The sequence below is a fragment of the Bradyrhizobium sp. BR 10289 genome (assembly GCF_019455385.1).
Taxonomy (GTDB): Bacteria; Pseudomonadota; Alphaproteobacteria; order Rhizobiales; family Xanthobacteraceae; genus Bradyrhizobium.
This window is the reverse complement of record NZ_JACOFR010000012.1, coordinates 1-18,805: the sequence shown is the minus strand read 5'-3', so window position 1 is coordinate 18,805 and position 18,805 is coordinate 1. Positions and strand designations below refer to the sequence as shown.

Annotated in this window: 15 protein-coding genes and 1 pseudogene; 5 read left to right on the top strand and 11 right to left on the bottom strand. The window is 64.9% G+C overall.

What is annotated here, in order from left to right; translation table 11 throughout:
• The first annotated feature begins 63 nt into the window (after positions 1–63).
• Positions 64–999 (top strand): alpha/beta hydrolase, encoded by a 936-nt coding sequence (locus HYH08_RS20345; protein WP_220011591.1) that lies wholly within the window; start codon positions 64–66, stop codon positions 997–999.
• Positions 1,000–1,006: 7 nt separating this feature from the next.
• Here the strand turns inward: HYH08_RS20345 and HYH08_RS20340 are convergent, their stop codons facing one another.
• Positions 1,007–1,255, bottom strand: a complete 249-nt coding sequence (locus HYH08_RS20340; RefSeq protein WP_220011590.1) for a hypothetical protein — start codon at positions 1,253–1,255, stop codon at positions 1,007–1,009.
• A gap of 216 nt (positions 1,256–1,471) precedes the next feature.
• On the opposite strand from HYH08_RS20340, the gene HYH08_RS20335 reads away from it, so the two are divergent.
• Positions 1,472–2,347: a hypothetical protein gene (locus HYH08_RS20335; RefSeq protein WP_220011759.1), complete on the top strand. Its 876-nt coding sequence runs from the start codon at positions 1,472–1,474 to the stop codon at positions 2,345–2,347.
• Here the strand turns inward: HYH08_RS20335 and HYH08_RS20330 are convergent.
• From HYH08_RS20330 to HYH08_RS20320, 3 genes are all read right to left on the bottom strand, one after another.
• Positions 2,344–2,904, bottom strand: coding sequence for a carboxymuconolactone decarboxylase family protein (locus HYH08_RS20330; RefSeq protein ID WP_220011589.1), 561 nt, complete (start codon positions 2,902–2,904; stop codon positions 2,344–2,346). The two genes, HYH08_RS20335 and HYH08_RS20330, sit on opposite strands and share 4 nt — an antisense overlap.
• 110 nt (positions 2,905–3,014) lie before the next feature.
• Positions 3,015–4,169 carry a PLP-dependent cysteine synthase family protein gene (locus tag HYH08_RS20325; protein ID WP_220011588.1) on the bottom strand — a complete coding sequence of 385 codons (1,155 nt, stop codon included), beginning with the start codon at positions 4,167–4,169 and terminating at the stop codon, positions 3,015–3,017.
• A 100-nt stretch (positions 4,170–4,269) separates the two neighbouring features.
• Positions 4,270–4,734, bottom strand: a complete 465-nt coding sequence (locus HYH08_RS20320) for an Lrp/AsnC family transcriptional regulator (protein ID WP_220011587.1) — start codon at positions 4,732–4,734, stop codon at positions 4,270–4,272.
• 158 nt (positions 4,735–4,892) lie between these two features.
• On the opposite strand from HYH08_RS20320, the gene HYH08_RS20315 reads away from it, so the two are divergent.
• The gene (locus tag HYH08_RS20315) at positions 4,893–5,909 is read left to right on the top strand and encodes a 1-aminocyclopropane-1-carboxylate deaminase (RefSeq protein WP_220011586.1); all 1,017 of its coding nucleotides are present in this window, start codon (positions 4,893–4,895) and stop codon (positions 5,907–5,909) included.
• Positions 5,910–6,118: 209 nt separating this feature from the next.
• Here the strand turns inward: HYH08_RS20315 and recQ are convergent, their stop codons facing one another.
• The 4 genes from recQ to HYH08_RS20295 form a co-directional block, all read right to left on the bottom strand.
• Positions 6,119–7,984: a DNA helicase RecQ gene (gene recQ / locus HYH08_RS20310; protein WP_220011585.1), complete on the bottom strand. Its 1,866-nt coding sequence runs from the start codon at positions 7,982–7,984 to the stop codon at positions 6,119–6,121.
• Between the two features lie 236 nt (positions 7,985–8,220).
• Entirely contained in the window at positions 8,221–8,964 is a 744-nt protein-coding gene (locus HYH08_RS20305) for a polysaccharide deacetylase family protein (RefSeq protein WP_220011584.1), read from the bottom strand.
• Positions 8,965–9,069: 105 nt separating this feature from the next.
• Positions 9,070–10,071, bottom strand: coding sequence for a homoserine O-succinyltransferase MetA (metA, locus tag HYH08_RS20300; RefSeq protein ID WP_220011583.1), 1,002 nt, complete (start codon positions 10,069–10,071; stop codon positions 9,070–9,072).
• Between the two features lie 12 nt (positions 10,072–10,083).
• Complete coding sequence (locus tag HYH08_RS20295) at positions 10,084–11,385, bottom strand: O-acetylhomoserine aminocarboxypropyltransferase/cysteine synthase family protein (RefSeq protein ID WP_220011582.1); 1,302 nt, start codon at positions 11,383–11,385, stop codon at positions 10,084–10,086.
• 637 nt (positions 11,386–12,022) lie between these two features.
• Between HYH08_RS20295 and HYH08_RS20290 the strand changes: the two genes are divergently transcribed.
• A complete protein-coding gene (locus tag HYH08_RS20290) occupies positions 12,023–13,324 on the top strand; it encodes a TadE/TadG family type IV pilus assembly protein (RefSeq protein WP_220011581.1) in 1,302 nt (433 codons plus the stop codon).
• A 54-nt stretch (positions 13,325–13,378) separates the two neighbouring features.
• On the opposite strand, the gene HYH08_RS20285 is transcribed toward HYH08_RS20290, so the two are convergent.
• The 3 genes and pseudogenes from HYH08_RS20285 to HYH08_RS20275 all read right to left on the bottom strand — a co-directional run bounded on the left by HYH08_RS20285 (position 13,379) and on the right by HYH08_RS20275 (position 17,284).
• The gene (locus HYH08_RS20285; RefSeq protein ID WP_220011758.1) at positions 13,379–14,944 is read right to left on the bottom strand and encodes an amidase family protein; all 1,566 of its coding nucleotides are present in this window, start codon (positions 14,942–14,944) and stop codon (positions 13,379–13,381) included.
• A gap of 115 nt (positions 14,945–15,059) precedes the next feature.
• Positions 15,060–16,092 (bottom strand): annotated as a pseudogene (locus HYH08_RS20280) (aldo/keto reductase).
• Positions 16,093–16,102: 10 nt separating this feature from the next.
• Positions 16,103–17,284, bottom strand: coding sequence for an MFS transporter (locus tag HYH08_RS20275; protein ID WP_220011580.1), 1,182 nt, complete (start codon positions 17,282–17,284; stop codon positions 16,103–16,105).
• Positions 17,285–17,382: 98 nt separating this feature from the next.
• Here HYH08_RS20275 and HYH08_RS20270 point away from each other — a divergent pair, with 98 nt between their 5' ends.
• The gene (locus HYH08_RS20270; protein ID WP_220011579.1) at positions 17,383–18,336 is read left to right on the top strand and encodes a LysR family transcriptional regulator; all 954 of its coding nucleotides are present in this window, start codon (positions 17,383–17,385) and stop codon (positions 18,334–18,336) included.
• Positions 18,337–18,805 lie beyond the last annotated feature (469 nt).

Below are 18,805 nucleotides of genomic sequence, written 5' to 3'. Positions count from 1 at the left end.
TCTAAATGATTCCCTGCGGGAAGATGATGAGTTAACCTCGCCCGCAAGGAGACGAGGAGTGCCATGCCGCTCGATCCGCTCGCAAAGCGTTTGTTGACCATGATGGCTGCGGCCGGGCCGCAGGCACGGAGCCGGCCGAGCGTGGAGGCAAGGCGGCAGTCGCTGGCCAAACTGATGCAGTTCGCGCGCACCGATGCGCCGGATATAAGCGCATCCGACGGCACCCTGCCCGGCCCCGGCGGGGATCTGCCCTATCGGCTCTATTCGCCGGCAAATGCCGGCGAGCCCACGCCGGGCTTCGTGTTCTTTCATGGCGGCGGGCTCGTCGCCGGCAGCATTGCCACGCATGACCGCATCGCCGCGGCACTCGCGCATGCCACTGGCTGCCGACTGGTCTCGGTCGACTACCGGCTCGCGCCCGAGTACAAATATCCCGCAGCCGTGGACGATGCGGTCGCCGCCACCGAATGGGTGGCGCGACAGGCCTCATCGCTCGGCATCGACGCCGAACGCCTCGTGATCGGCGGCGATTCCGCCGGCGCCACGCTCGCTGCGATCGTGTGCCAGCAGGCGGCGCAGATCGCCGGTCTTTCGATCGTCGCGCAATGCCTGATCTGCCCGGTGCTGGATTTCGAGGAGACCTCGCCCTCGCGCGAGGAATTCGCCGAAGGCCATCTGATCGACCGCGTCACGATCGAAGCCGATCTGTCCGACTATCTTCCCGACGGCGTCGACGCCGCCGATCCCCGCATCTCGCCCCTGCGCGCGACGCGGCTCGCGGGCCTGCCGACCGCGATCATCCACACTGCCGAATTCGATCCGATGCGCGACGAGGGCAATGCCTATGCACGCAAGCTGCTCGCCGCAGGCGTTGCCGTCGAGCACATCTGCCACGACGGCATGGTCCACAATTTCCACGCCATGGGAGCAATCCTGCCGCAGGCACAGCTCGTGCTGTCGCAGATCGGCGAGCAGGTGCGGCGGGCAGTGGCGAGATAAAAGCGAATCACGCGCGCGCGCCGAGCACCGCCCTCGCCGCCACCACATAGTCCGGCCAATGCGCGTCCGCATAACGCTCGGCCTGCCGTGCGCAGGTGATGTCTGGGGCGTGCGCGGCGGCGATCGTGCGCGCAAAACGCTCTTCGGCGACCGTCACGTCGCCGGGCCCGGGCGACGGCACGCTGGCCGCGACAGTGGCCGGGGCGACGGCGAGGCCCGCCAGGCCGGTGAGCAGGATGCGGCGTGACGTGTTCATGGCGGTCGTCCTTCCAATTGTCCGGCCTGCACTCTGGCCTGGGAGTGTGTCGGTGCGATCACGGCAGGGTAACCGTGCACAGCCGCGCCGTCCATCGGCTGCGGATGGCGCTTGACCACACGCGCGATCACGTTCCATCTAACAACGGTCCCGTCATCAAATTGCCACGCGTCGGATTGTCACGTGCCCCATCAACGGCCATCACATCGACAGGCCTTGCGCGCCGCCGCGATGGGGCTGTTCTGTCTGGCGCTGTCGGAAGGCGCCGCGTGCGCCGCCGATGAGGAGGATGAGGACGCCCCGGCGAAGCCTGACGTCCCTAACATCTATCTCGATCTGCGCACGACCTATGCAACGATCCCGGCGGGCACACTGGGGCTCGGCTTCGGCAATACATCGTTGTCGGCCGCGTTCGAAGCGCTGGCGGCCCGACGCGGCACGACGCTGCCGAACGGTTTGCCGGCCGCAAAATCGATCGCCGTGGACGTGCCGCTGACCGTCGATGTCAGCGACCGCGTCTCGCTCTATGGCGGCGTGTCGGGCTCGACGACGGATATCGGCGGCGGCTGGTCGTCCTTCGACATCACCAGCTGGAATATCGGCGTCCAGGCCGATCTCTATCAACAGAACGGCGGAAGGATTCCGACCATCACGCTGCAATCGACCCTGACGCAGTCGGTGCCGAACGAGCCGGGCATGACCAACACGTTCAACAACGTCCTTGAATTCGACTACGCGCTCGACGAGGACGAGACGCGGGGCTGGCTAGCCGGCTTGCAAAACACCTACACTACGATCGCAAGCCCGTTCGCCAGTATCCGGCCCAACACGATCCTTTACGCCGGTGGCTTTTACCAATGGCCGAGCAATTGGAAATTTACCGGGCGCCTCGGCATGCAGTCATTCGGCGGCGCGCAGTTCGCCGGCCGGACGCTGGCGGAGTCCTTCACCCAGCCGATCCTGCGCCTCGATCTCGACCGCATGGACGACAACGACAACCGCCTGTTCGGCATCACCGCGCAGATCGCATGGATGCCGAAGCCGTCGTACCAGCTGACGTTGCGCACGCCGCTTTACGCCGTCCGCAATTAATCCGGCACCGGTACGTCGAAGGTGTTGAGCGTGACCGAGACCATGCAATAGACGCCGACGAGATAGGACAGCTCGGCCGCGCCGTGCTCGCCGAATTCCTTGACGGCGGCCCGATAAGTCAACTCCGGCAGCACGCCGCCGCTCACCAGCGCCGAAGCCATGTCGTAGGCGACTGCTTCCTGCCTGGTCAGATCAACCGGCCGCTGGCCGGCGACGATGGTGGCGAGCTTCTCGTCGGAGAGGCCGCGCTGCTCGGCGACCAGCACATGGGCGTAGAGTTCGTAGCCGGAACGGAAATGCGAGCCGGTGACGAGAATCGCGACCTCGCGCACCGGGGCCGGCAGCAGCGGGTTCGACGCAATCGCCTTGACCAGCTCCCAAACCGGCTTGCCGAAGCGCGGCTCGCGGATCCAGGGATTCCAGGGACCGAGCAGCGCGCCGTCGTCGCGCATGTTCACGAAGCCCTTGAAGTGGTCCTTGATGCCGGCTTGCATATCGTCATACAGCGGCTTCTGTTCGGCGCTCAGGTCTTTCGGATCGAGAATAGGAAGGCGCACGGCAGGATCTCCTCGTTGAGAAGCCGCAAAGCTCGCCCGCATGCGTGCACATGGCAAGTGAAGTTGCCGTGACGAGCCGTGCCATTTTGCAAATCGCACGGCGACATCAGTTATGAAGCCGCTACGCTTTGCGGATTTGCGACGTCGTCGACGTCCAATGCCAACGGCTCGCCCGTCGCAAGGAACGACGAGAGCGCCGCCTCGAACGGCGCCGGATCGAGGCCGCGCGTTTTCAGCCATTCAGCCTCGTAATAGGTCTGCCGGTAGCGCTCGCCGGAATCGCAGATCAGCGTCACCAGCGATCCGGTATGGCCCGCCTTGCGCATCTCCGAGGCAAGCCGGCACAGCGCAAGGAAATTGGTGCCGGTGGAGCCGCCGACCACGCGGCGCAGCCGGCGCGACAGCACATTCATCGCCGCGATCGTTGCCGCATCCGGAATCTTCATCATGCGATCGACCACACCGGGCACGAAAGAGGGCTCGCAGCGCGGACGTCCGACGCCCTCGATCAGCGACGGGCGTTCGCAAACATGCGAGCGGTCCTGCGTGCGGAAACAGTCGAAGAAAGCGGAATGCTGGACATCGGCAACGCACAGCCGTGTCGGATATTGGCGATAGCGCAAGTACCGTCCGATGGTCGCCGATGTGCCGCCGGTGCCCGCGCCCATCACGATCCAGTCCGGGATCGGTCGCGGCTCGCCCGCCAATTGCGTGAAAATCGATTCGGCGATGTTGTTGTTGCCGCGCCAGTCGGTGGCGCGCTCGGCAAAAGTGAACTGGTCCATGTAATGGCCGTTCAGCCGATCGGCGAGTGCCGCCGCTTCTGCGTAGAGCGCGCGGCCGTCGTCGATCAGATGGCAGTTGCCGCCATAATGCGCGATCGCGGCGATCTTCTCCGCCGACGTCGTGCGGGGCATCACGGCGTAAAAGGGCACGCCGATCATCTGCGCGAAATAGGCTTCCGACACCGCGGTCGATCCCGACGAGGCCTCGACGACGGGCGTGCCCTGGCGGATATGACCGTTGCAGAGCGCGTAGAGGAACAGCGAGCGCGCCAGGCGGTGCTTCAGGCTGCCGGTCGGGTGCGTGGACTCATCCTTTAGATAGATGTCGATGCCTGACAGCGCCGGCACGATCAGCCGGATCAAATGCGTGTCGGCGGTGCGGCACTGGTCGGCCTCGATCGCGGCGATGGCCTCGTCGACCCAGCCGCGCCGATAGGCCGGCCCGGCCGGATTGAGGTGACGGAAGGGGAATGTCTGCATCGGAGGAATCTCTCATGACGCGCATCGCGCATCAAGAGCCCTTGTTTTGACGCGTTTTCTGACGCGAACCGGTTTCCAGTTCGCTGGAAAACGCTATGGTTCAAAACTCCAGCGGCGCGTTGTCGACGACTTCCTTCATCACGAAGAAGGTGCGGGTCTGGCGCACGCCGGGCAGCGCGATCAGCTGCTCGCCATGGATGCGGTTGAAGTCCTCCATGTCGCCGACGCGGATCTTCAGGAAGTAATCGAAGTCGCCGGCGACGAGGTGGCAATCGAGCACGAATTTCAGCTTTGCGATCGCCTGCTCGAAGATGGCAAAGCTCTCCGGCGTCGAGCGGTCGAGCACCACGCCGACCATGACCAGCGTCCCCTTGGCTACCTTCTTCGGCGCGACCATGGCGCGCACGGTGGCGATGAAGCCGTCCTCGAACAGGCGCTGGGTGCGGCGATGGCAGGTGGCCGGGCTGATGGCGACGGATGCGGCCAGCTCGGCATTGCTGAGCCGGCCGTTATTCTGCAGCAATCTCAACATCTTGAGGTCAATTCGGTCGAGACGAGCGGACATGGAAGAAGCTTCCGTAGATTACCGTTTATATGGAAGATATCACGTCTTTCAGCGACTTATATGCAAGATTCAGCGCAATATGGGCGCAATATTCGAGAGCACATTTCCGCAGGTCAATGCTAGCCAATTCCAGACATCAACGCCATCAGGGATGACCCATGAAGCTGGACCAATTTCCGCGCTATCCGCTGACCTTCGGCCCGACGCCCATCGAGAAGCTGGAGCGGCTGTCAAAACATCTCGGCGGCAATGTCGAGATCTATGCCAAGCGCGAGGACTGCAACTCGGGCCTTGCCTATGGCGGCAACAAGCTGCGCAAGCTCGAATACATCATCCCCGACGCGATCGCCTCTAACGCCGACACGCTGGTGTCGATCGGCGGCGTGCAGTCCAACCACACCCGCATGATCGCCGCGGTCGCCGCCAAGATCGGCATGAAGTGCCGCCTGGTGCAGGAAGCCTGGGTGCCGCACGAGGACGCCGTCTACGACCGTGTCGGCAACATCATGCTGTCGCGCATCATGGGCGCCGACGTGCGCCTGGTCGATGACGGCTTTGACATCGGCATCCGCAAGAGCTGGGAGCAGGCGATCGAGGACGTGAAAGCGGCCGGCGGCAAGCCCTACGCGATCCCGGCCGGCGCCTCCGTGCACAAATATGGCGGGCTCGGCTATGTCGGCTTCGCCGAGGAAGTGCGCAAGCAGGAGGCCGAGCTCGGCTTCAAGTTCGACTACATCATCGTCTGCACCGTCACCGGCTCGACCCATGCCGGCATGCTGGTCGGCTTCGCCGCCGACGGCCGTGCGCGAAAGGTGATCGGCATCGACGGCTCGTTCACGCCGGCGCAGACGAAGGCGCAGGTGCTCTCGATCGCGCAGAACACCGCCAAGCTGGTCGAGCTCGGCAAGGACATCGTGGCCGACGATGTCGTGCTGATAGAGGACTACGCCTATCCCGCCTATGGCGTGCCGTCGGAAGAGACCAAGGAAGCGATCCGCCTCACCGCGCGGCTGGAAGCGATGATCACCGACCCGGTCTATGAAGGCAAATCGATGCAGGGCCTGATCGACCTGACCAAGAAGGGCTATTTCGAGAAGGGCGCCAAGATTCTCTACGCCCATCTCGGCGGCGCGCCGGCACTCAACGGGTACGGCTACGCGTTCCGGAACGGCTGAGGCGGCCCGGCTTCGCTGCCTCATACACCGCTGTCGTCCCGGGCAAGCGTCAGCGCAGACCCGGGACCCATACGCCGCAGCAATCGTTTTGCGAAGACTCGTGGTTGCAAGCTTACCGTGACAACGTCGTCCTGTGGCTATGGATCCCGGATCTACGCGCGCTTAGGGCGCGCTTGTCCGGGATGACGACGTGGAGAGATTGAGGCACCCTACCGCGTCTTGACGATCTGCAGCAGCTCCTCGCCGTAATGTTCGAGCTTCTTGTCGCCGATGCCGGGGACGTTGCGGAGCTCGTCGAGCGTGGTTGGCCAGGCCCGGACGATGCCGTCGATGGTGGCATCGTGCAGCACCACATAGGCCGGCACGCCGCGCTCGCGCGCGACGTCCGAGCGCCAGGAGCGCAGGCGCGCGCGCAATTCGGGATCGACATCGCCTTGCGGCGCATTCGCGGCCGGCGCGAGATCGCCGCGGCGGGATTTTGTCCGGCTGGCACGAACCCGCGTGCCAGCTGCCTCCTCACGCAACCATATCTCGGTCTCACCGCGCAGCACCCCGCGCGCCGAGTCGGTCAGCTTCAGGGCGCCATAGGCTTCGCTGTCGCTCTGCAAATGGCCCATCGCCACCAGCTGCCGCAGCACCGTGCGCCACTGCTTCTCGTTGAGCTCGCGGCCGATCCCGAACACCGACAGCTTGTCGTGGCCGAACTGCGTCACCTTCTCGGTCAGGCGTCCGACCAGAACGTCGATCAGATGCATCGCTCCAAAACGTTGTCCCGTGCGATAGGCGCAGGACAGCAGCTTCTGCGCCAGCACCTTGCCGTCGCGCATTTTGGGCGGCGTCAGGCAATTGTCGCAATTGCCGCAGCTCTCGCTGTGCACGCTCTCGCCGAAATACCCAAGCAGCCGCTTGCGCCGGCAATGCGCGGTCTCGGCGAGCCCGACCAGCGCATCGAGCTTGCGGATAGACACGCGCTTGAACTCGTCGGAGCCGCTGGACTCGTCGATCATGCGGCGCTGCTGCACGATGTCGGACAGGCCGTAAGCCATCCAGGCCGTCGACGGCTTGCCGTCACGGCCCGCGCGCCCGGTCTCCTGGTAATAGGCCTCGATGCTCTTGGGCAGGTCGAGATGGGCGACGAAGCGCACATCGGGCTTGTCGATGCCCATGCCGAAGGCGATGGTTGCGACGATGACGATGCCGTCCTCGTTGAGGAAGCGGTCCTGGTTGCGCGAGCGGACGCTGCCGTCGAGCCCGGCGTGATAGGGCAGCGCGGGAATGCCGGCCTCGTCGAGCGCGGCGGCGACCTCCTCGACGCGGTTGCGCGACAGGCAATAGACGACGCCGGCATCGCCCGCGTGGCGCTCCCGGATGAAATCTTTCAGCTGCGACACCGCATTGCGCTTGTCGACGATCTCGTAGCGGATGTTGGGGCGGTCGAAGCTCGAAACGAATTGCGGCGAACCGGCAAGCCGCAGCCGCTCGACGATCTCCTTGCGCGTCAGCTCGTCGGCGGTCGCGGTCAGCGCGATGCGCGGCACGTCCGGAAAACGCTCGGCGATGATGGAGAGGCCGACATATTCGGGGCGGAAGTCGTGGCCCCATTGCGAAACGCAATGCGCCTCGTCGATCGCGAACAGCGCCACCTTGGCCTGGGCTAGCATCGCCAGGCAGCGCGGCGTGACCAGCCGTTCCGGCGCGACATAGAGCAGGTCGAGATCGCCCGCGATCAGGCGGCGCTCGATCTCGGAGGCTTCCTGGAACGTCAGCGACGAGTTCAGCGCGGCAGCGTTGACGCCGGCTTCGATCAGCCCTGCGACCTGGTCACGCATCAGCGCGATCAGTGGCGAGACCACGATGCCGCAGCCTTCGCGCAGCAGCGACGGCAGCTGATAGCACAGCGACTTGCCGCCGCCGGTCGGCATCAGCACCAGGCAATTGCCGCCATCGGTGACGTGTCGGATGATCTCACCTTGCGCCCCGCGGAAACCCGGCAGGCCGAACACCGAATGCAGCACCGACAGCGCATCGCGGCCGTCGGCCGGCGCAGGCAGCGGAGCTGTGGAGGGGGCGGACATGAGCGAGCAGGAACCACGGCCGTGAGATTCGACACAAGGCCAGTCGCATGGCGGCGGCGGCGTGGCAAGACCGTTTGGGCTGCCTATTCCCCCTCTCCCCGTTCTTACGGGGAGAGGGTTGGGGTGAGGGGCTTCTCTCCGCACATGGGATAAATCGAGGGACCCGTACCCCCTCACCCGGATTGCATCTCCGATGCAATCCGACCTCTCCCCGCAGGCGGGGAGAGGTAAAAGGCCTACGCCCCGATCCGTCGCAATGCTTCGGCGACCGTCAAGATCGGCATGCTGCGCCGCTGGGCCGCTTCCAGCGCGTGGCGCATCAAATGCGGCGTGCAGCCATAGGGGCTTGGCGCGTCCGCGACGTCGTGGCTGTAGAAGATCAGCCAGCCGCCGCTCGCGACCGCTTCGTCGAAATAGCGATCGACGCCCGCTGCATCGATCTCGTAATTGACCAGAGGCGAGGCGCGCAGGAATTGAAGGTCGATGACATCGCGGTTGACACCAGGCAGGATGCCGCGTGCCGAGCGGAAGGCCTTTGCGAGCTGCGGCTTACGCGCGAACGAGGCGATCCCATAAGGATAGGCGAAATTCTCCAGCGCGATCGAGGAATCGAGGCTGCGAATATGGCTGCGGTTCCGTTCGATCTCGCGGCCCATGGCGGCCTCGTCGAAATTGACCGAGCTCTGATGCGAGAAGGTGTGGCAGGCAATCTCGTGGCCGGCCCGGTGCAGCCGCACGATCGCATCATTCGACAGCCCATGCCAATGATCCGACGGCCGGCCGATCAGGCTGCCCGCGATGTAGTAGGTGCCGCGGCCGCCATGCGCTTCGAGCAGCGCGGCGCCGTCGCCGGCGGCGCTATCAGGGGCATCGTCGAAGGTGAAGCTCACCATCGGCGCATGCGCGGGCAAGCGGTGCGGCGCGGCCCGGAAATGCCGGGCCAGCCGATTGCTCACGCGTCCCTGGAGTGCCGACCACACGACCGCATTTCCCGTGATTCCGTATTTCGCCAGTGAAACATTTGCGCGACGGGCGAGGCAAGCTTTACGCTTGGGTAATCCTAACGCAGAACCAACGCCTTTCGGCTAGCGGGCAAGGACCGAGGCATCCGCCTCCGCGCCGAGACATTGCAGCCAGTTGCGAAACAATACCGCCGCGGCGCTGCCGGCGGCAATATCGTCGCGCAAGGTCAGCGCGGGCAGGTCGGTACTGAGTGCCGGATGGCGCTCGTGCCTTGCCCGCTTCTCGAAGCGAGCCAGCCTTTCTTCCGTCGCTGCGTCAAAATAGCTCATGGGCAAATGCGGATAATGATCGCGCTCGCGCGCGAGGTAGCGCCCGACATCGCGCAGATATTCGCGCTGGAGCGACAGCGCGTCGTATTCGGGATGGCCCTGGAAGAACACGAAGCGGCTGGCATATTGGCGGACGAAGACGTCGACGCCGGCAAGGGACGAGCGGGTCAGAACCTGATAACCGGCTTGCGCGAGGTCGCTCTCGACGAGCTCGTTGAGACGCGAATGCGAGACCTTGAGCGGCATGGGCGCGGCCTGCGTCAGCGAATCGCTCGTCACGGCCTCGCAGTCGAAGATGCCGTGGCATTTGGCCGGTAGCCGCCGCCGTTCGATGCCGTCGAGATGCAGCACCGCGGCATGCGCGGCAAGGCATGACCAGATCGTCGAGCGCGTGTTGACTTTGGCCCAGTCGATGAGATCAGTGAGGTCGCGCCAGTACGGTTCCTGATTGAGCTCCGGCGCGACCGGCTCGGCGCCGGTCACGATCAGTCCGTCGAACCGACGGCGCTTGAGATCAGCAAGATCGGAATATTCGCTCTCGACATGCCATGTCGCTTCCGGCGAGCGCTTGACCGAAGGCAGCGAGAAGCAATGGAAGCGGATGCGGCGCGGGCCTGCAGCAGACTGGAGCAGCTTCATGAACTGCCGCTCGGTCGCCTTCAGCGCCGGATCAGGCATGTTGTTGATGAGCCCGATGGTCAGCTCGGTGCCGGCCTGCTCGCGCGCCAGATCGGCTTCGGCCGGCACCAGTGCCGGGCTCGTGATACCTTGATCCCTGTCGATCAGGATCGTCATGGGCGCCGTCGCCTACTCCGCGGCCTGGAGACGTGACGACGGGCAAGCTTTTTCAAGCGCCTGGTCGATGTCCTCGATGATATCGGCGGAATGCTCGATGCCGATCGAGAGACGGATCGTCTCCGGCAGCACGCCGGCGGCGCGCTGCTGCTCCGCCGACATCTGGCGGTGCGTGGTCGAGGCCGGGTGGCAGGCCAGCGACTTGGCATCGCCGATATTGACCAGGCGCGTGATCAGCTTCAGCGCGTCGTAGAAAGTCTTGCCGGCTTCCATGCCGCCCTTGATGCCGAAGGTGAACAGCGAGGAGGCGTTGCCGTCGAGATATTTCTGGACCAGCGGATAATAAGGACTGTCGGGGAAGCCGGTGTAGTTCACCCAGGCAACGCGCGGATCGCCCCGCAGGAATTCGGCGACCTTGCGGGCGTTCTCGCAATGGCGCTCCATGCGCAGCGCTACGGTTTCGATGCCCTGGAGCAGCAAGAAGGCGTTGAACGGCGACAACACCGAGCCCATGGTCCGCTGATAGACACTGCGCGCACGCTCGATATAGGCGGTCTTGCCGAAACGCTCGGCATAGACGAGGCCATGATAGGAGGCGTCCGGCTTGTTGTAGGCCGGGAAGCGGTCGACGTATTTCGCCCACGGAAAATTTCCGGAATCGACGATGGCGCCGCCGAGCGTGGTGCCGTGGCCACCCAGGAACTTCGTGAGCGAGTGCACGGCGATGTCGGCGCCGTAATCGAACGGCCTCAGCAGGATCGGGGTCGCGACCGTGTTGTCGACGATCAGCGGCACGCCATGGGCATGCGCGACCTTCGCCAGCGCCTCGATGTCGCAGACATTGCCGGCGGGGTTGCCGATGGTCTCGGCGAACACGGCGCGGGTGTTCTCGTCGATCAGCTTCGCGATCGCCTCAGGCGCGTCGCTCTCGGCGAAGCGGCCGGTGACGCCCTGACGCGGCAGGATGTGCGAGAGCAGCGTGTGCGTGGTGCCGTAGAGCTGCGGCACGGAGACGATGTTGCCGCCGTGATCGGCGACGTTGACGAAAGCGAAATGCAGCGCCGCCTGGCCGGTCGCGACCGCGAGCGCGCCAACACCTCCCTCGAGCTGAGCGATGCGCTTCTCCAGCACCGCGCTGGTCGGATTGGCGATCCGGCTGTAACGGAAACCTTCGGCCTCGAGATTGAAGAGGGCCGCGCCGTGATCGGCGCTGTCGAAGGCATAGGCCGCGGTCTGGTAGATCGGCACCGCAACCGCGTGCGTGGTGGCTTCAGGCTCGTAGCCGGCGTGAATAGCGATCGTCTCGTTGCGCATCGTGCCACCTCCGCGTGGGCGCGGGCCGCACTTATTGGCCTGTATGAGGCATGTGCGTTGTCCGCCCTCCCTCTGTTAGAGGCGGGTGGTAAAGCGGACAATAATTCGCTTAGAGATCGAGGAAGTAACCCTAACGGTTGTTGGTGAATCGGCTAAAATTCGAGGCAAATTTGATTAATGAATTGCCGAGCTGGCGCGACGGCTCCATGAGCCGGAGCACCCGGGAGCCCCTTCTCATCTCCGATGTGGTTGCCATCAGGAATGCCTGTGTCCCGTCGACGACCAGACGAACTGCGCCCGGCAGACCAACTTCGGAATATACGGATAATCGAAGAGAGCCGGGGCGATCGGACGATCATTTGTCGTCACGCCCTCTCCTGACTCTGAGTTGACGCGCTCTTGCAGGACCCGGCATCCGTGCATGTCGAAGCCACGCGCCCGAACGGCACCGCCCCCCGGTATACTACGGGTCCGCTGAACACCGCGTTCGAAATGTCCTGCTTTTGTCGGGGTTTCTCGCGCTCTTGCGACATGCCCCGCAACACTACGGACACGCGTGTTCACATCGCAGTCAACTCTTGCGTAAGTTCCGGAGTGCTAGCGTCCGCGCATTGTTTGCGTTCAAGGATGCGTTCGTTTGACCTTTTCCACCCGGAATGCTCATCGCCTGCTTTCGCGCTTTGTCTCCGACCGAAATGGCAACATCGCAGTCATCTTTGCGCTCTCACTGGTCCCGCTGCTGTCCTTCGTCGGCGCGGCCGTCGACTACTCCCTCGCCGCGCGGGCGAGAGCGAAACTGATCGCGGCGCTCGACACCGCAGTGCTGGTTGCCACCGCCAAGAGCGAAATCACCAAGAGCGCCTCGGCCGCCCAGAGCGACGCCCTCAACACCTTCACCGGGCAGATGTCCGCGCTCGGCCTGACGACGAGCTCGGTGACCATCACCGTGACCGACAGCGTCACCACGCGCACCGCCACGGGGACGGCGACGTCGGCCGTGACCACCTATTTCATGGGAATTGTAGGCTACAAGACCATCGGTTTCACGGCGACATCGAGTGCGGCCGCCTCCCTCCCCGCCTATATCGACTTCTACGTGCTGCTGGACAACTCGCCGTCGCAAGGGCTCGGCGCGACGACCGCCGACATGACCAAGTTACAGAATGCGACATCCGACAGCTGCGCCTTCGCCTGCCACGACACCTACACGTCGAGCTCGAAGAAGACGCTACAGACCAACAGCTATTACTCGATCGCGAAGAACCTCGGCATCAAGATGCGGATCGACCTCGTGCGTGACGCGACCCAGTCGCTGACGGACACGGCAACCGCGAGCCAGCTCGTCAGCAACCAGTACCGGATGGCGGTCTACACCATGGGCAGCGATTGCAGCTCGATCGGCCTGTCCACCATCTCGACGCTGACCTCGAGCCTTTCATCGGTGAAGACCGCGGTTTCCGCCGTCGACCTGATGACGATCCCCTACAGCAACTACAACAGCGACATGTGCACGGATTTCGACGGCATCCTGTCGTCGATGAACGGCACGATTCCGACGCCCGGCAATGGCTCGTCCAACTCGCCGCAGAAATGGCTGTTCTTCGTCTCCGACGGTGTCGCCGACTATTACTATCCCTCGAGTTGCAGCCAGACGGTGATCTCGGGGGGACGATGCCAGGAGCCGCTGACAACGGCGATCTGCGACACCATCAAGGCGCGCGGGGTCAAGATCGCGGTGCTCTACACCACCTATCTCGCGATCACCAACAACAGCTGGTACAACACCTACATCGCGCCGTGGCGCAGCTCGATCGGGACCAAGATGCAGTCCTGCGCGACGCCGGGCTACTATTACGAAGTCTCGAGCGATGCAAGCATCAGCGACGCACTGAACGCGCTGTTCCAGAAGGCCATCGCCGCCTCGCATCTGACGAACTGACCAGCTTCGTCGCAAGGGCTTCGTGCCTGACGCGCGAAGCCCTTGCGCGCAGGTTCAGGCCATCGTCTCCCAGAGGCGATGGGCAAGCACGCCGGCGCGCTTCTCGATCGCCGCTGCGGCATCGAGCGCGAGATCCTCACGATAGCGGCCGGCAATGAGCTGCACGGCGATCGGCTTGCCGTCGTGCAGGGCCACAGGCACGACCGCGCCCGGCAGGCCCAGCACGTTGATCGCGGAGATGAAGCGGATCTCGCCCCAGAAAATCTCCCTCACGCGCTCGGCACTGATCGTATCCTCGCGCGGTCCCGGCGTCGGCTTCACCGTGGTCGGCGCCAGCACCACGGGATATTGCTCGAAGAACAACTGCCAGGCGCGAATATGGCCGTTGCGCGCGGCGGTCGCCTGCATCCAGGCCTTGAGATCGAGCACATTGGCCTTGGTCTTCATGCCGCCCCAGGCCTTGTGGAAGTCCTCGGACGTCACCTTCAGCATGGCGGCCTCCTGCATCACCATCGTCTCGTTGGTGATGATGTCGCACCAGGTCTGCCAGACGCCGTTGATGTCGGGGACCTCGACCTCGGTCACGCGATAGCCGGAACGCTCGAGGTGATCGGCGGCCTGGCGCAGCGCCGCCGCGATGGAGGGATCGACGTCCATATCGTCGGGAATCCTGGCCAGCGCCACCTTGATCGGCCCCTTCGGCTTCTCGCCGGCCAGCGGCGCCGGCACCCACCAAGGATCGCGCGGATCGCGCTGACTCATCACCTCCAGCGCGAGGCGAACGTCGGCCACATGACGGGCAAGCGGCCCCTGCGCCGACATCAGATGCGCCAGCATCGGACGCTCTGCCGTTGCGCTCGCGTTGAAGGCGGGAATGCGGCCCTGCGTCGGCTTGACGGTCGCAACGCCATTGCAATGCGCCGGCCAGCGCAGCGAGCCGCCGATGTCGTTGCCATGGGCGATGGTGCCGATGCCGGCGGCAACCGCTGAACCCGCGCCGCCCGAGGAGCCGCCGCAGGTGATGTTGGGATCCCAAGGATTGAGCGTCAGCCCGTGCAGGGGATTATCGGTGAAGCCGCGAAAGGAGAATTCCGGCGTGTTGGTGAGGCCGATGACGATCGCGCCGGCCTTCTTGAGGTTGCGCACGACAGGCGAATCCGACGGCGCGATAAGATCCTTGTTGGCGGGCACGCCGTTGAAATTCGGCCGACCCTCGTAATCGACGTTTTCCTTGATGGTGATGGGAACGCCGTGCAGGAGGCCGAGCGCACCGCCGTTGGCGCGCTGCTTGTCGGCGGCATGCGCGGCCTTCAGCGCCTCCTCGCTGAGATCGACGACGACCGCATTCAGGGCGGGATTGACGGCGCGCATCCGGTCCAGATGCGCCTCGACGGTCTCGACCGCGGAGATTGCGCCGTTGCGGATTGCGGCCGCAGTGTCGACCGCGGACCATTGCCAGGCCGGCCCCTTGGGGCGACGGGCCGTGGCCGATTTACGCGGCGCAACCTTCCTGACCGCCTTCTTCGCATTTTTTGCAACGGCGCCCTTGCGAGCGGTGCTCGTCCTGGCCTTCGCTACTTTGCTTGAAGCATTCTTCTTCCTTGCCGTCGTCTTCGCCACGTCGCATCTCCGAAAAATTGCGCGGCGGAGGTTATGGAGGTCACGTCGGCGTGTACAGGTGCGTTTCTGCATGGCGCATCGCCGCGACGCTCTGTCACGTCCATGGCGGCTGCACTTAGACCAGCGGCGGGTTGAGCCGCGCAAAGCCCTCCTGGATACGATAGGGATAGTAGGGATAGGGCGGCATCACCGCGCTGACCTCGTCGAGGCGCTTGATCTGATCCGCGCTCAGCAACCAGCCGACCGCGCCGAGATTGTCGCGCAGCTGCGCCTCGTCGCGGGCACCGATGATCACGGAGGCGACGGTGGGGCGTGACAGCAGCCAGGCAATGGCAACCTGCGGCACGGAGCGGCCGGTTTCCGCGGCGATCGCATCGAGCACGTCAACGACGGCGTAAAGCCGCTGCTCGTCCACGGGCGGACCGAACTGCGCGGTGGCGTGCAGGCGGCTCGCTTCCGGCAACGGCTGGCCGCGCCGGATCTTTTCGGTCAGCCGGCCCCAGCCGAGCGGGCTCCAGACCAGCGCGCCGACGCCCTGGTCGCGCGCCAACGGCATCAGCTCCCATTCATAATCACGGCCGAGCAGCGAGTAATAGACCTGGTGCGCGACATAACGCGGCCAGCCGTGGCGGTCCGCAATGGCGAGCGATTTCATCAGCTGCCAGCCGGCGAAATTGGAGACGCCGACATAGCGCAGCTTGCCGGCGCGCACGAGCCTATCGAGCGTCGACAGCACCTCCTCGATCGGCGTGAATGCATCGAAGGCATGGAGCTGAAGCAAGTCGATGGTGTGTGCCGAGCCGGCGCAGCGCTGCGTCGACCGAGATCAGCAGCCGCTGCCGAGAGGAGCCCGCATCGAGCGGGCCATCGCCCATCGGCAGGCTCATCTTGGTCGAGATCAGCACCTTGTCGCGACGGCCCTTGATGGCCGCGCCGAGGATCTGCTCGGAAGCGCCGTTCGAATAGACGTCGGCGCTGTCGAACAGATTGACGCCGGCCTCGAGGCAGATATCGATCAGCCGGCGCGCTTCATTCGCGTCGCTGTGGCCCCAGGCCGAGAACAGCGGACCCTGACCACCGAACGTGCCGGTGCCGAAGCTGAGGACGGGGACCTTGAGACCGGACGCGCCGAGATTGCGATAGTCCACGATCCCTCTCCTATTCGGCCGGACACGCCGCGACGGCGACCTGCCGGCGGTCGAGCTGGAGGCTCCACAGCGCAAGCACGAGGCCGAGCGCCGTGATACCGGCCGCGACCAATGGCAGCGTGGACAGGCCGAGTCCACGATCGATGGCGACGCCGCCGGCCCAGGCGCCGAGCGCGTTGCCGAGATTGAACGCGGCGATGTTGAGGCTGGAGGCGAGGGTGCGGCCACTGGGGCCGGCGGCCTCCAGCACGCGAAGCTGGAGCGGCGCGACGGTCGCGAAGGCGGCAATGCCGAGCAGGAGGATCAAAGCCACGGCGGCGATCTTGACCGACAGCACCGCGGCAAGGCCAAGCAGCACGATCGCGAGCGCGGCCAGCGTGCCGATTAGCGCACGTGCGAGGCCGCGGTCGGCGAGCTTGCCGCCGGCGACATTGCCGATCGCAAGGCCGGCGCCGAACACCAGCAGGATCGGCGACACCGCACCTTCCGAAAAGCCGGTGAAGCGGGTCAGGATCGGCTGGATATAGGTGAAGACGACGAACAGGCCGGCAAAGCCGAACACGGTCATGGCGAGGCCGAGCAGCACCTGCGGGCGGCGGAGCACCGCCACCTCCTCGGCGAGCGAGATCGGCTTGTCCCCGTTGCCGACATGGCCGGGCACGAACGCGGCCACCACGGCAAAGGCGATCACGCCGATCACCGTCACCGCCCAGAACGCCGCACGCCAGCCCAGCATCAGGCCCAACCAGGCGCCGAAGGGCACCCCTAACAGCGTCGCAACGGTCAGGCCGATGAACATGGTCGCAATGGCGGAGGCGCGCTTGTCTTCGGCGACGAGGCTGGTCGCCACCACGGAGCCGACGCCGAAAAAGGTGCCATGGGCAAGCGAAGTCAGCACCCGCGCCGCCATCAGGAGTTCGTAGTTCGGCGCGAGCGCGCAGGCGGCATTGCCGAGCGTGAAGATCGCCATCAGCGCCAGCAGCACGGTTTTGCGCGGCATACGGCGCGTCGCCAGGGTCAGCACCGGTGCGCCGACAAACACGCCGAGAGCGTAGCCGGAGATCAGCAGGCCCGCGACCGGCACGGAGACATGCATGTCGGCGGCGACCTGGAGCAGCAGGCCCATGATGATGAATTCGGTGGTGCCGATACCGAAGGCACCGGCGGTGAGCGCGAGGACGGCGGGAGGCATGCGTGGCTCCAATGGATGAGACTGGTCACGCACATAGCCGCCGTGCGACAAATCCATTAGCATGTCCGTAATCCAATCATTTATGACTTCAATTCAACATGGCCCGTTTCGACACCAACCGCTCCGCCGAGATGGAGGTCTTCGTCCGCGTCGTCGATCTCGGCGGCTTCACGCAGGCCGCGCGAAAACTGCGCCTGACACCGTCGGGCGTCAGCAAGCTGATCTCACGGCTGGAGGCGCGGCTCGGCGCGCGGCTGATCAACCGCACCACGCGCAAGCTCACCCTCACCGCGGAGGGCCAAGCCTTTTACCAGCGCTCGCTCCGCATCCTCGGCGAGATGGAGGAGGCCGAGCGCGAGGCGGCCTCAGGCGCGGCGCCGCGCGGCCGCCTGACGGTCAACAGCAACATCCCTTTCGGCATGCTGCATATGATGCCGCTGATCCCGCGCTTCCTCGAACAGCATCCCGAAATCACACTCGACCTCGTGCTGACCGATACGTTGATCGACCTGATGCAGGAGCGCGCCGACGTCGCCATCCGTGTCGGACCTCTGAAGGCCTCGCGCCTGATCGCGCGCAAACTCGGCACCAGCCGCATGGTGGTCGTCAGCGCTCCGAGCTATCTGGCACGCTTCGGCACGCCGAAGACGCCGGGCGATCTCGCCGATCACCGCGGCATCGGCTGGACCTTTCCACGCATCCGCGGCGGCTGGCCGTTCAAGCGCGGCGAGCATGCCGAGGAAGCCGTTCCGCCGCCGGTCGCACGCGCCAGCGACGGCGAGGTCGCCCGCCGCCTCTGCCTCGGCGGCGTTGGCCTCGCCCGCCTCGCCCTTTTCCACATCGGCCCCGACATCGAGGCCGGCCGCCTCATACCGGTTCTTCAGACCTACAATCCCGGCGACCGCGAAGACATCCACGCCGTCTATGTCGGCCACACCGCGCCCCTCCCCGCCCGCGTGCGCGCGTTCATCGATTTCCTCGCCGAACATGTGCGGGTGCCGGATCCCGCGCTGAAGCGCGCGGGGGATGGGAGGTGGAAATTGGTGGGTTGAGATGGCGGCGAAGGGCTCGGAAAGAAGCTTGCCCCTGTTCGGCTTGCCGAGCCGAAGCAAACGCAACGAGTTCGCCTTCGCCCTGCAGGCTTCGGCGCGCCAGCCTTGCGCAAACTTCGTGAGGCTGCGCTAGCGATGTATCGGAAGGCCTGGGCCTAGCCACCCGAGTTCTTTCAGGCGAGAACGAAATACCTGCAGCTTGCCGACAAGGCCACCCGCACCGTGATGATGTTGACCGAACGACTAGACCACCATCGAGGGCGGGGGCAGCAGTCGATCACGGTGAAGCATGTCACCGTTAACGCCGATCAAGCGATGCTCGCTGAGACTATAACGACGGCGCCCGCACTGACCCTCCCCGAGCAAAGGACTGCTGCCGACCGAGCAGATCATCGAGCCTGAGCTCACCGCGAAGAGCAGCAAAGCTCTAAAGCATGGGCGATATACCGCAGCCACAGCACGCTCCCTC